The 12,597-nt window shown below is 51.9% G+C and carries 11 protein-coding genes, 1 other RNA gene and 1 pseudogene; 9 read left to right on the top strand and 4 right to left on the bottom strand.

Annotation, left to right across the window (positions count from 1 at the left end):
* From gpmI to HGBM_RS10955, 4 genes are all read left to right on the top strand, one after another.
* Complete coding sequence (gene gpmI / locus HGBM_RS10940; protein ID WP_019121148.1) at positions 1-1,542, top strand: 2,3-bisphosphoglycerate-independent phosphoglycerate mutase; 1,542 nt, start codon at positions 1-3, stop codon at positions 1,540-1,542.
* Positions 1,543-1,556: 14 nt separating this feature from the next.
* Positions 1,557-2,843, top strand: coding sequence for a phosphopyruvate hydratase (gene eno, locus HGBM_RS10945; protein ID WP_019121149.1), 1,287 nt, complete (start codon positions 1,557-1,559; stop codon positions 2,841-2,843).
* 197 nt (positions 2,844-3,040) lie between these two features.
* A complete protein-coding gene (locus HGBM_RS27215) occupies positions 3,041-3,379 on the top strand; it encodes an RrF2 family transcriptional regulator (protein WP_245552959.1) in 339 nt (112 codons plus the stop codon).
* Between the two features lie 92 nt (positions 3,380-3,471).
* Positions 3,472-4,689: an MFS transporter gene (locus tag HGBM_RS10955; protein ID WP_019121151.1), complete on the top strand. Its 1,218-nt coding sequence runs from the start codon at positions 3,472-3,474 to the stop codon at positions 4,687-4,689.
* Positions 4,690-4,789: 100 nt separating this feature from the next.
* Here HGBM_RS10955 and HGBM_RS10960 read toward each other — a convergent pair whose 3' ends face one another.
* Positions 4,790-5,185 carry a c-type cytochrome gene (locus HGBM_RS10960; RefSeq protein ID WP_019121152.1) on the bottom strand — a complete coding sequence of 132 codons (396 nt, stop codon included), beginning with the start codon at positions 5,183-5,185 and terminating at the stop codon, positions 4,790-4,792.
* 306 nt (positions 5,186-5,491) lie between these two features.
* Between HGBM_RS10960 and secG the strand changes: the two genes are divergently transcribed.
* The 5 genes and pseudogenes from secG to HGBM_RS32470 form a co-directional block, all read left to right on the top strand.
* Positions 5,492-5,725 carry a preprotein translocase subunit SecG gene (secG, locus tag HGBM_RS10965; RefSeq protein ID WP_019121153.1) on the top strand — a complete coding sequence of 78 codons (234 nt, stop codon included), beginning with the start codon at positions 5,492-5,494 and terminating at the stop codon, positions 5,723-5,725.
* A gap of 141 nt (positions 5,726-5,866) precedes the next feature.
* On the top strand, positions 5,867-8,281 hold the full coding sequence (gene rnr, locus HGBM_RS10970; protein WP_019121154.1) for a ribonuclease R: 2,415 nt from the start codon (positions 5,867-5,869) through the stop codon (positions 8,279-8,281).
* A 109-nt stretch (positions 8,282-8,390) separates the two neighbouring features.
* A complete protein-coding gene (gene smpB, locus HGBM_RS10975; protein WP_019121155.1) occupies positions 8,391-8,864 on the top strand; it encodes an SsrA-binding protein SmpB in 474 nt (157 codons plus the stop codon).
* Between the two features lie 249 nt (positions 8,865-9,113).
* Positions 9,114-9,469: a transfer-messenger RNA gene (ssrA, locus tag HGBM_RS29500) on the top strand.
* 320 nt (positions 9,470-9,789) lie between these two features.
* A pseudogene (locus HGBM_RS32470) lies at positions 9,790-10,011 on the top strand (hypothetical protein); the annotation flags it as partial.
* Between the two features lie 198 nt (positions 10,012-10,209).
* On the opposite strand, the gene HGBM_RS27220 reads toward HGBM_RS32470, so the two are convergent.
* The 3 genes from HGBM_RS27220 to istA form a co-directional block, all read right to left on the bottom strand.
* A complete protein-coding gene (locus HGBM_RS27220) occupies positions 10,210-10,785 on the bottom strand; it encodes a DDE-type integrase/transposase/recombinase (protein WP_245552942.1) in 576 nt (191 codons plus the stop codon).
* The gene (gene istB / locus HGBM_RS10990; protein ID WP_019121157.1) at positions 10,766-11,545 is read right to left on the bottom strand and encodes an IS21-like element helper ATPase IstB; all 780 of its coding nucleotides are present in this window, start codon (positions 11,543-11,545) and stop codon (positions 10,766-10,768) included. The genes HGBM_RS27220 and istB overlap by 20 nt, the downstream gene beginning before the upstream one ends.
* Positions 11,542-12,597, bottom strand: a 1,056-nt coding sequence (gene istA, locus HGBM_RS10995) for an IS21 family transposase (protein WP_019121158.1), incomplete at its 5' end; no start/stop codon positions are given. The genes istA and istB, both read right to left, overlap by 4 nt.

Consider the following 12,597-nt stretch of genomic DNA (forward strand, 5'->3'; position numbering starts at 1 on the left):
ATGGCGAATCGACCGAAGCCGGTTGCCTTGATTATTCTGGACGGGTTTGCCCTGCGCGACGAAACGTACGGAAACGCCGTGGCGCAAGCGAACAAGCCCAATTTTGACCGCTACTGGAACCAATATCCGCACGCCACTCTGCAAGCCAGCGGACTTGCCGTAGGCCTGCCGGAAGGACAGATGGGAAACTCCGAAGTGGGGCATCTCAACATCGGCGCCGGGCGGGTCGTCTACCAGGATTTGACCCGCGTGAGCAAAGCGATCAAAGAGGGAAGCTTCTTTCAAAATGAAACGCTGCTGGGTGCCGTCCGCCACGCCAAGGAAAACGGCAAAAAGCTGCACTTGTTCGGCCTTTTGTCCGACGGCGGCGTGCACAGCCACATCAACCATCTGTTCGCCCTGCTGGAGCTGGCCAAGCGGGAAGGGTTGGATCGGGTATACGTCCACGCTTTCCTCGACGGACGCGATGTTGCACCCGACAGCGCGGTGAAATACCTGGAGCAGCTCAAGGACAAGTGCAAAGAGCTTGGGGTTGGCAAAATCGCCACCGTACAGGGCCGCTACTACGCGATGGACCGCGACAAACGCTGGGAGCGCGTAGAGAAAGCGTACCGGGCCATGGTCTACGGGGAAGGGCCGCACTACACCGACCCGATCCAGGCGGTAAAAGAGTCGTACGCAAAATCGATCATGGATGAATTCGTCATGCCCACGGTGATAGTAGACGAACATGACAAGCCGGTCGCATTGGTGGAAAGCGAGGATGCCGTCATTTTCTTCAACTTCCGTCCCGACCGTGCCATCCAGACCTCGCAAGCCTTTACGAACGATGATTTTCGCGGGTTCGACCGGGGAGCGGGGCGGCCCAAGCAGCTCTACTTTGTCTGTTTGACGCATTTTTCCGAAACAGTCGACGGGTTCGTGGCGTACAAGCCGGCCAACCTGGACAACACATTGGGCGAAGTACTGGCGCAGAACGGCCTGACCCAGCTGAGGATCGCGGAAACGGAGAAGTACCCGCACGTCACCTTTTTCTTCAGCGGCGGACGTGAGCAGGAATTTCCCGGCGAACAGCGAATCCTGATTCCGTCACCCAAAGTGGCTACCTATGACCTGAAGCCGGAGATGAGCGCTCCGGAGGTGACGGATGCCGTCGTCGCCGAAATCGAGGCAGAGAAATTTGACGCGATCATCCTGAACTTCGCCAACTGCGACATGGTCGGGCATTCCGGGAAAATGGAGCCGACGATCAAAGCGGTCGAAACGGTGGACCACTGTCTCGGCCGGGTCGTCGATGCGATTTTGGCCAAAGGAGGGGTTGCCATCATCACCGCCGATCACGGCAACGCGGACCTGATCCTCGACTCCGAGGGAAACCCGGTAACCTCCCACAGCACCTACCCGGTACCGGTGATCGTCACCAAGGAAGGCGTCACGCTGCGAAAGGACGGAATTTTGGCAGATTTATCCCCGACTGTGTTAGACTTGTTGGGAGTAGAGCAACCTGAAGAGATGACTGGTTCGACATTACTGGAACAGTAAGAGGAGGAAAAAAGATGAGCATGATTACGGATATCTACGCACGTGAAATACTTGATTCTCGCGGCAACCCTACCGTTGAGGTGGAAGTGTATTTGGAGGATGGCTCGATGGGACGCGCAGATGTTCCATCCGGAGCTTCGACGGGGGCGTACGAAGCGGTAGAACTGCGCGACGGCGACAAATCCCGCTACCTGGGCAAAGGCGTTCAGCAGGCGGTCAAGAATGTAAATGACATCATCGCACCGGAATTGATCGGCATGGATGCACTGGACCAGGTAGGCATCGACACAGCGATGATCGCTTTGGACGGAACGCCTAATAAAGGGAAACTGGGGGCCAATGCGATCCTCGGCGTCTCGATGGCCGTAGCACATGCAGCAGCCAACTCCCTGGGAATCCCGCTCTACAACTACCTGGGCGGGTTTAACGCCAAGACGCTGCCTGTCCCGATGATGAATATCTTAAACGGCGGCAAACACGCGGACAACACTGTGGACATCCAGGAATTCATGGTCATGCCTGTCGGCGCCTCCTCTTTTGCTGAAGCGCTGCGGACGGGTGCGGAGATCTTCCACTCCCTGAAAAAAGTGCTGGCAGCGAAGGGCATGAACACCGCTGTCGGCGATGAGGGCGGATTCGCGCCTAACCTGAAATCGAACGAAGAGGCGATTACGACGATCCTGGAAGCAATCAAGGCCGCAGGGTACGAGCCTGGCAAGGATGTCTTCCTCGCGCTGGATGTAGCGTCGACGGAGATGTACAAAGACGGAAAATACCATTTCGAAGGCGAAGGCGTGGTAAAAACCACGGAAGAAATGATTGCCTTCTACGAAGAACTGGTGCAAAAATACCCGATCATCTCGATTGAAGACGGTCTGGCAGAAGACGATTGGGACGGTTGGAAGGCCCTTACCGAGCGCCTGGGCGGCAAAGTGCAGCTCGTCGGGGACGACCTGTTCGTGACGAATACCGAGCGCCTGGCTCGCGGGATCGAGAATCGTACAGGAAATTCCATTTTGGTAAAAGTAAACCAAATCGGCACGTTAACGGAGACCTTCGACGCGATCGAAATGGCCAAGCGCGCCGGATATACCGCTGTCATCTCTCACCGCTCCGGGGAGACCGAGGACGCGACGATCGCGGATATCGCCGTGGCGACCAATGCCGGACAGATCAAGACGGGCGCTCCGTCCCGCACCGACCGTGTAGCCAAGTACAACCAGCTTCTGCGCATTGAGGACGAGTTGGGTGATACCGCGCGTTTCGGCGGTCGGACTGCTTTCTACAATCTGAAAAAGTAAGCATGAGGGACCGGTTTTCCCCGATGTGGGGGAGAGCCGGTCCTTTTACTCATTTTTCTTGACAGCTAGAACTGTAATACTTATGATTACATTACATTTACGAACGGGAGGATATGGATGAACAGTGAATTTATCATTGCCGTTCACAGCCTGACGTACTGGCCAGGGCAGCCGGCCGTCTGGCTTCCAGCGACATCATCGCCACCAGTGTCTCCGTACATCCGGTCCGGGTTCGCAAAGTGCTCAGCCTGCTGCGCAAGCACGGTTACATCAAGTCAAAAGAAGGGGCGAAGGGCGGCTTCCAACTCAACTGCAACCCTGCAGAAGTTACCTTGGAGGAGATGTATCGCCTGACGTCGGAAGGTTCGCTCAAGCCGAAGTGGCCCAATCCCAATCCGCAGTGTCTGATTGGTGCGAATATTGAAAAAGCGATGGACGGGATTTTTCTGGCTGCCGAACAGCAGTTGGAAGATTACTTTCGTTCATTTACGATCGCGGATGTCCTCAAAAAGGTGCAGGAGGAAGCGGGAGAGTAATTTTTTTGCGATTAACTGTAATAATTTTAATTACATTTAATTTATCAGGGATACTGCTCTGTCCCAAGTATGTAAAGAAGGGAGAGAAACAGATGCAAATACAGATGCAAATACAGAATCGCGTCGTCGGAAAACGGCCTGGGCTGTATCACGGGTGGATTGTCGTCGTGATTACGTTTTTGACCTTGCTGGTCGCAGCCGGTATCCGTTCCATGCCGGGAATACTGATGATGCCCCTTGAGGATGAGTTCGGCTGGAGCCGGGCAGGTCTTTCCGGGGTTGTCTCGATCAATATCTTCCTGTACGGTCTGATGGGGCCGTTTGCCGCTGCCTGGATGGAGCGGTTCGGGATTCGGAGGACGATGATCTGCGCATTGGCGCTGCTGGCAGTGGGCCTTTCTTTTACTACGGTCATGACGTCGCTCTGGCAGCTCAACCTGCTTTGGGGAGTCCTGATGGGCCTGGCTACGGGAGCGTTGGCCAACGTTCTGGGCGTTATGGTGGCAAATCGCTGGTTTGTCGAGCGGAAGGGGACGGTGGTCGGGCTCTTGACGGCCAGCGCAGCGACGGGACAGCTGTTGTTTCTGCCCCTGCTGGCGAAGATTATCCAGGAGGCGGGTTGGAGGTATTCGGTATGGACTGCAGTGCTTGCCCTGTGTATACTGATCCCCATCGTCGCAGTATTGATGCGCAACGACCCGGAGGACGTCGGACTAATGCCTTACGGGGCCCGGGAGCACGCAAGACCTGCCAGTTTTTCGGGAAACATCTTTCTCGAACCGCTGCGGGTGCTTCGGACAGCCTTTCAAAGCGGATCGTTTTGGCTCTTGGCGGGGACCTTTTTCTTCTGCGGGTTCTCTACCAACGGACTGATTGGCACACACCTGATCCCGGCATGCGGCGATTTTGGCATCCCGGAGGTTACGGCGGCTGCCCTCTTGGCCTTCATGGGCTTGTTTGATCTGCGCGGTTTGTCGCTGATCTTTTTGCCGCAAGCGCTCGATATGGGCTACGTGTATATGATGATTTTTGCCGTGTTTTACGGCTTGGATTGGATTGCGACCGTTCCCCCGACGGTCAAGCTCACTGCCCAGAATTTTGCCAAAGAACAGGTAGGGATGGTGTACGGCTGGATTGTCGTCGCGCATCAGTTGGGCGCCTCCTCGGCTGCCTACGAAGCGGGACTGCTGCGTCAGTGGTTCGGCAGTTACGGGATCGCGTTCGTGGCCGCCGGAATGATCTGTATCGTCGCGGCTTTGATGGCAACCCGGGTCCGGGTCAATCGACTGAGTTCCGCCGGACAAAAATAAAATGAAAAACGATTGCCTTGCATCAGTGCCGGGGCAATCGTTTTTTCATGCAAGAAAAGCCTTCCCGCCGCAGCAGAAAGGCTTTTCTATGTAAGCTGGTTTATTTTTTCTCAGACAACCATTTGGCTACTGCGCTAACTTCTTTCGGGTCAGTCAGGATACCTGGAGGCATGATGCCTTTACCGTTGTGGATGATATCCGAGATTTCTTTTTCGCTCAATTGGCTTCCGATGTTGGCCAATTTCGGGCCGACAATTCCTTCGAGGTTCTGGCCGTGGCAGGAGGCGCAGTTTGCTTGGAAGATCTTATCAGGATCGACAGTTGTCGTCGCGCCGCTGGGACCTTCAGCAGCTTCTTGTTTTTGTGGATAAGCCAAGGAGACTACAAGTGCGATCAAGAATATCAAAAACAAAACACCAAATGAAGTAAAAAAGGCCCTCGCGGAGTCGACAATATCATTTTGTCGCATATCTTTTTTGAAGTTATTACCAGCCATAAGATGAAGACCTCCTAGTAAAAAGTAAACGGTTCACATGCAATTTTACGGCAAAATGGTGATACTTGCAAGGCAAGCTGAAAACAGACAAAGAAAGTACACATTTACGTTTTTTGAACATCCATGAACTATTCCTGATCCTAATATAACCAAGCATTTCAAATCCATTCCTGATGGGTTTCTACTATAATAATAGAAGCGCTGAAGGAGATCGGCAAAGGTCCTGGGTTGCTGAATGATTTGAACTATGGTACATTTATTCTGATATGCATGGACTGAACTCCATTTGATTTTGAGGTGAATACAATGGCTTTAGCTGCAAAGATTTTGTTAGTGATCGCAAGTATCGGCTTGATCGCCGTCGTTTTGTTACAGTCTGGGAAGAGTGCCGGTCTGGCCGGTTCCATAGCCGGGGGGGCCGAACAGTTAGTTGGGAAGCAAAAGGCAAGAGGGATTGACGCAGTGCTTAACAAGTTAACGGTTGTTTTTGCGGTGCTGTTCATGCTCTCGGCGATTGTGCTGGCGTACTTCTTGAAATAACTGGATACGGACGGACAGAGGCGGCGAGTAACCACTTGCTGCCTTTTTCGCTTTTTACGTTTGCCGTCTGCCAAAAGAGCGAATAATATTGGTAGAAGCAGACATGATTGACAAATGAGGAGCACGAAAAGGAGCTAAATGATGAACGAGCAAGACATTCTTTCTTTTATGCGGATGCAGGCGTATCATCCGATGACGGTGACGGAGTTGGAAGAGGCGTTTGATATTTCCGACAGCGGGGCTTTTAAAGAGCTGGTAAAGACATTAAATGCATTGGAAGATCGGGGCGAGGTGATTCGTACGCGCACCAATCGCTACGGGGTGCCGGAGAAGATGAATTTGGTGCGGGGGCGTCTGCAGAGCCATCCCAAGGGATTTGGCTTCGTCGTTACCGACACCCCTGATGAACCGGATATTTACATCCACGCCAACGACATGAACGGCGCGATGCACGGGGATATTGTACTGGCGCGGATTGAAAAACAAACCAGCGGCGCACGTCTGGAAGGGCGGATTATCCGGATTGTGGAGCGGGGTACGACAGAAGTGGTGGGGACGTTCCAGGACGAGCGGCTCTACGCTTTTGTGATTCCCGATGAGAAGCGTTTGGGAAGGGACATTTTTATTCCCAAAACCGCCTATAACGGAGCGGTGGACGGTCATAAAGTCGTGGTGAAAATCGTCCGCTATCCGGAAGGGCGTTCCAATCCCGAGGGCGAAGTGGTTGAAATCCTGGGGCATAAAAACGATCCGGGCGTTGACATCCTGTCGATCATCCGCAAATTCGGTCTGCCGGAGGCGTTCCCGGAGGCCGTGCTGGCGGAAGCGGAAGCGGCCCCGGACGAAATCTCTCCCGATGAGATCAAAGGCCGGCGCGATTTGCGCGACCGCATGATGGTGACGATCGACGGGGCGGATGCCAAAGACCTGGATGACGCGGTTTCCCTGGAAGTCCTGGAAAACGGCAACTACCGGTTGGGCGTTCACATAGCGGATGTAAGTTACTACGTCAAGGAGAATTCGGAGCTGGATAAGGAAGCGTACCGGCGCGGCACCAGCGTCTACCTGGTGGACCGGGTGATACCGATGCTGCCGCATCGCTTGTCCAACGGCATCTGCAGCCTCAATCCCCAGGTGGACCGCTTGACGATCACCTGTGACATGGAGCTGGACCGGCAGGCGAACATCGTCTCTCACGACATCTACCTGAGTGTGATTCGCACCAACGAACGGATGACCTACGCCGATGTGCGCAGCATCCTCGTGGACGAAGATCCGGAGCTGATCAAAAGGTACGAGCCGCTCGTGCCGATGTTCAGGCTGATGCAGGAGTTGTGCCTGAAGCTGCGGGCCAAACGGATGAGCCGCGGCGCGATAGACTTTGATTTCCGCGAGGCGAAGATCTACGTCAACGAAGCGGGGGAGCCGACAGACATCGGCTTTCGGGTGCGGTCGATCGCGGAACAAATGATCGAGGAGTTCATGCTGGCTGCCAACGAAACGGTGGCGGAGCACTTCCACTGGCTGCGCAAGCCGTTTATCTACCGGGTGCACGAAGATCCTAATCCGGAAAAGCTGATGGCCTTTATGGAGTTTATCACCAATTTTGGTTATTCTGTCCGGGGCAAGGGCAATACGGTGCATCCGCGGGCGCTGCAGCAGCTGCTGGAGGAAGTGAAAGGAACGCCGGAGGAAGTCATCATCAGCACGGTGCTGCTGCGCTCGATGAAGCAGGCGCGCTACGACTCGGAAAGCTTGGGCCACTTCGGCTTGTCGACGGATTTTTACACCCACTTTACGTCGCCGATCCGCCGCTATCCGGACCTGATCGTCCACCGCCTGATTCGCGAGTGGCTCGAGAGCGGGAAGATGAGCGAAAAGCGGGAGGCGTATTGGGCCGAACGTCTGCCGATCATCGCTGAGCACGCTTCCCAACGCGAGCGAGTCGCTGTTGACGCCGAGCGGGAAACGGACGATCTGAAAAAGGCGGAGTACATGCAGGAGCGGATCGGCGAAGAGTTTGACGGCGTCATCTCCGGTGTGACGTCATTCGGAATATTCGTGGAGCTGCCCAATACCATTGAAGGATTGGTTCACGTCAGCTACCTGACCGACGATTACTACCATTACCATGAGAAGATGTACGCCCTGATCGGGGAGCGTACCGGAAAACAGTACAGGATCGGCGACGAGGTCAAAGTGCGTGTCTCCCATGTCAACCTCGACGAGAGGGCGATCGACTTCGAAATCGTCGGGATGAAAAAGAGCAACAGCTTCCGGGCGCGCGGCGACCGACGTCCCAAGGTAATCGAGGGGAGCGGGGCCGAACGCGGACGCAAAGGGAAAAACGGCCGAAAGAAAAGCGAGCAGCGGGAACCGGCGGCCGCCATGCGCAAACGCAGGGAGAAGGCCAAGCCTGCTACCCAGCCGATTGCCGCCGATTTGGGCCACGAGGCCAGTGAGAGCAAGGAAAAGGCGTTTTGGGAGGACTTGGTTCGCTCGAAAAAGCGGAAGAAAAAACAGGTCGCCAGCGCGGCCAGGCGCAAGAGGAAATAGCGGGTTTGGCGGTGGTGAGGTGCTGGCAGGCGCTGTCCGGTGTATTCTTGCCCAAAAGAGCCTTTTTTGTTAAACTTTAAGGTACGATTCGCACTGTGAGGTGATCCGTATGTCGAAAGGGAAGGCGGGCGTCAAAGTCGTCGCGCAAAATAGAAAGGCACGCCACGATTACCACATTGAAGACGTCTACGAAGCCGGGATCGCCTTGACAGGGACAGAAATCAAGTCGGTGCGGGCGGGACGTGTTCAGCTGAAGGACAGTTTTGCGCGCGTGGAAAACGGAAACGTGCTGCTCTACAACGTGCACATCAGCCCGTATGCCCAGGGCAACCGCTTCAACCACGAGCCGGAAAGAACGCGCCAGCTTTTGCTAAACCGCATGGAAATCCTGAAATTGATCGGCCTCACCCGTGAAAAGGGATACTCGCTGGTGCCGCTCAGCATTTACCTGAAAGGCGGCTGGGCCAAAGTGGAATTGGCGCTGGCCAAAGGGAAGAAAAATTACGATAAACGCGAGGATATCAAGAAGCGGGACGCCAATCGCGAAATGGAGCGGGCTTTGCGCGAACGCCAAAAAGTTTAGGGACTGTTTCCAAGTATGGCAATAGCTTGTTATTGAATTACAGCGATATATATGCTATATTAGTTGTACTGTCGACGGTGGCTTCACTGTTGAGCCATCATCGATAGTCTAACAACTTTTTTCATATCCTTAGGCAGGTTTATGAAGATACACGTATTGACTAGGCGATGGTAATGGTTCTCTTTATCCTCGCCTACACTTTTTTCTTGACCCTGCTGCTCCAAGGTTCCAGCAGGCCCTTTTATACATGGGGGCGTTTTGGATTCGACGGGGATGGTAGAGCATAAGAAGCGAGCCGGGGGGCTGCGGACCTCGTCATCAACGCGGAAGCCATTAACTGGCAACAAACAACTTTCTCTCGCTGCCTAATAACCAGCGAGGCTCTAACACTCCATCGGCCCGTGTGGCGTGATTAGGGCTCACTTCTAACGGGCTACGCCGGAGGCCTCCGCCTGGGGCCAAAGGAAGAAGACCAATCAGGCTAGGCTTGCGGCTGGCGTGTCGTTCCGCAGGTTGTAAGCCGAACTGATATAGAACGACTGCGCTCGGAGATGCTTATGTATCGCTGTTTTCGGACGGGGGTTCGAATCCCCCCGCCTCCACCAATACATAGCGAGATGTCACCTGCTAAGGTGGCTTTTTTGCGTTTTTAAGGGAGTTTTGTGCGGTTCGTGGAGGAATAAAAGCGTTGGTATGTATGGGTTTGCTGGACGTGCTGGTTATAAATAGCTAGACAGTCTCTCATGATGTACGTTGACTACCGAAATGGATATGAGAAAGGGGGAAAGCTAAAAGCATCTCAAATGATACGATTTACTGTATCATAAAAAGGGTCTGCTGGACGAATTAAAAATTGAGTAACCACAAGGGTTTTGCCACGTTTTCATCGAAATCATGTGCAAGGAAATCGACGATTTCCCTTCAAATTCCTTGCACATGGAGCGGATCTGAATGTACGAAATTTCACTCTCATCGTGAAAACCAATTGCTTCTCCCCGATGATTTTTTCTTGCCGTTTGGCGGCAAGTTGAATAAAGAAAATCGCTGGGTCAAGCTGGCTCAGTTGGTGCCGTGGGCACATGCAGAAGAAAAGTATGCCAAGTCCTTCCGTAAATCGTTTCGTGGACAAAAGGCTGTTTCCATACAATGGAACTGTGACCTTAATTCTAGACAGTTTAAATAAAAGGACCTGAGCTTAAGAAACTAAAAGATGACTTCTGTATTCATCAGGAGTCATCTTTTTTAATGACCACTGATAACGACCCGTGTTGCAATACGTTATATTGGTCGATACGATCTCTTAACTCCGGTAAAGTTTGGCACTCCTTGTAATCCAGATCATCCTTCATATGACCGAAGACGTTTCCATCGAAGCGTTGTCCCAACAGTTCCCTTTACGGGACATCGACTGTTTAAAGCCTGCTTTGCTGACCATTTGGCGGATTTTCGGATGTGTATAATGCGTTCCTTGATCCGAGTGGAGAATTGCTTCCGGAGGAATATTGCCATCTAGTGGTTCAAGTAGCCTCTCCAATGTTTTTTCTACTAATGAAAGTTCCAATGAGGAAGAAAGTAGTGAGCCAAAATCTGTTTTGTTGCCCCATCTTTTACTACTGACAGGTAGGCACACTGACCGTTCCCGTAATGCATATACTTTCTCCGGTTCTCCCTGGTCAAACTGACGCTCCAACAGATTAGGGCATGTCTGGTGCTCGTGCGTTGCTCTTGCCATTTTACGATAGGGATTTGCTCGTCGGATCTTGGTCACAAGTTTATACTTTCGCATTAATGTCAACTGCAAATGAAAATTCCCCATTATCTGCACTTGAATTTTCCCCATAATAGGCAAAATATTTGTTTGAATAATGTCCCCGAGGGGGCAGGCGGTGGGAAAATTCCGTTTATTCGGTTTTATCTTCAATTGACTCTGACCGAAAGAATCCAGCTTTTTTCTTTTCCTTGATGCGATAACTTTCGCCTTTAATGTTGATGGTGTGGGAGTGATGCAATAATCGATCAAGGATGGCGGTAGCAAGTACCGTATCTCCAAATATCTCTCCCCATGACCCATAGGACTTGTTCAAAGTAAGGATGATTGAACCGGTTTCATAACGCTCTGATACGATTTGAAAGAAGAAGTGCGCAGCTGTTTCATCCATTTTGCGATATCCAATTTCATCAATGATCAAGACATTCGGCTTAATAAATGTCCGCATTTTTTGCTTGATACTATTGTTTTGATGGGCAATCTGAAGTGTCTGAACCAAATCATGAGCAGTTGTAAAGTAAACCGTCAACCCTTGTTTAATGGCTTCTAGAGCCAAAGCAACAGACAAGTGGGTCTTGCCGACTCCTGGCGGACCAAGCAAAATGAGATTCTCCTGTTGTTGTACAAACCGGAGGGTTGCCAAATCACGTATCCGTCTTTCATCAATTGATGGTTGGAAACTGAAATCGAATTGCTCCAACGTTTTATGGTAAGGTAAATGAGCCAATCGTGTCTTCATTCGAATGAATCGATCCCTCTTGGCCATGATTTCCTCTTGCAGAAGCTTGTCCAAAAACTCCAAATACGATATATTCTGAGCAGCAGCTTCTTCTGCGTGGTGGTGAATAATTTCCGGGATTCGTACCCATCCCATTTGCGTAAAGGCTTCTTCTAAACGGGCCTGGAGCATCATTGTACAATCACCTCCTCGTCAACAAACTCCTCATAGACAGATAAATCACGTTCTGCCACTTCGGGGCTGGGATTTGGAACCAAACGCGGCATAGGTTGGGGAGCCTTCGCGCGACTTTGGGTTTGAATCCCCTCGAAGTGTTTTTTGTTGCTCACGACTTGTTTGGAACGAGCAGCTTTTTGATGTTCGGCGATGATCGTGTCACCCTGATAGATCCGGATAAGGCCATTTTGGCGTTCCACTTCTTCGAATGGAATCGGGTTAAGCGGCTTTAAATTTTCATGTTTCCACCGATCTACTGGCCTTTCATGAGTAGTGCCATGTATCCGTACATTGGCCACCGTATCCAACCAATGACGTACTTGCTCATTCAAGTCATGAAGGCTGGTAAACGTCTGAACGCGAGGCCAAAAATTCTTTCGTACATAGCCAACAGCATTTTCAACTTTCCCCTTTGTTCGTGCGCGGTAGGGGGCACAGCGCCGAAGTGTAAGACCGTGATGGCTTGCAAACTGGGAGAAGCGTTCATTCCACAGTACATGCCCTTGATCGTCGTAACCCGCAATGACGGTTTTCATATTGTCATACAAGCATGTTTCCGGCCTGCCCCCAAAGTATTGAAAGGCACGTAAATGGCAGCCGATGAGCGTATCCAACCGTTCATTCTCTGTAAATTCCACATACAACATTCGCGAGTAACCCAAAACCATGACAAAGGCGTATAGCCGCTTATATCCACCATTCCACTCCACTTTGAAATGTCCCCAATCTACTTGTGCTTGGATTCCGGGTGGCGTTTCAAAACGTAGCGTTGCCTTGGTCATGACAACAGGACGCAGCGGTTCCATGAATGTACGCAGCAGTCGAATTTGCCCTGTATATCCCTGTGCTTTGATCTCATCAAATAAAACTACTGCGTTTAAGCAGCCTTCTTCCATTCTCGCTTTGATATAGGTTTTATATGGATCGAGAATGCTGGGCTTTTTGACGGTTCGCTGGTATTTCAAGGGTTCATCCTTTTTCAGCCACTTTCTGATTGTTTTTCGATCCCT

The sequence above is a fragment of the Brevibacillus massiliensis genome, from assembly GCF_000311785.1.
Taxonomy (GTDB): domain Bacteria; phylum Bacillota; class Bacilli; order Brevibacillales; family Brevibacillaceae; genus Brevibacillus_C; species Brevibacillus_C massiliensis.

Excerpts from the sequence above, each read along its gene's own strand:
- rnr (WP_019121154.1), top strand. The coding sequence starts at position 5,867 with ATGAACGAGCAAGACATTCTTTCTTTTATGCGGATGCAGGCGTATCAT.
- istB (WP_019121157.1), bottom strand. The coding sequence starts at position 11,545 with ATGATGCTCCAGGCCCGTTTAGAAGAAGCCTTTACGCAAATGGGATGG.
- HGBM_RS10955 (WP_019121151.1), top strand. The coding sequence starts at position 3,472 with ATGCAAATACAGATGCAAATACAGAATCGCGTCGTCGGAAAACGGCCT.
- eno (WP_019121149.1), top strand. The coding sequence starts at position 1,557 with ATGAGCATGATTACGGATATCTACGCACGTGAAATACTTGATTCTCGC.
- smpB (WP_019121155.1), top strand. The coding sequence starts at position 8,391 with ATGTCGAAAGGGAAGGCGGGCGTCAAAGTCGTCGCGCAAAATAGAAAG.
- secG (WP_019121153.1), top strand. The coding sequence starts at position 5,492 with ATGGCTTTAGCTGCAAAGATTTTGTTAGTGATCGCAAGTATCGGCTTG.
- gpmI (WP_019121148.1), top strand. The coding sequence starts at position 1 with ATGGCGAATCGACCGAAGCCGGTTGCCTTGATTATTCTGGACGGGTTT.
- HGBM_RS10960 (WP_019121152.1), bottom strand. The coding sequence starts at position 5,185 with ATGGCTGGTAATAACTTCAAAAAAGATATGCGACAAAATGATATTGTC.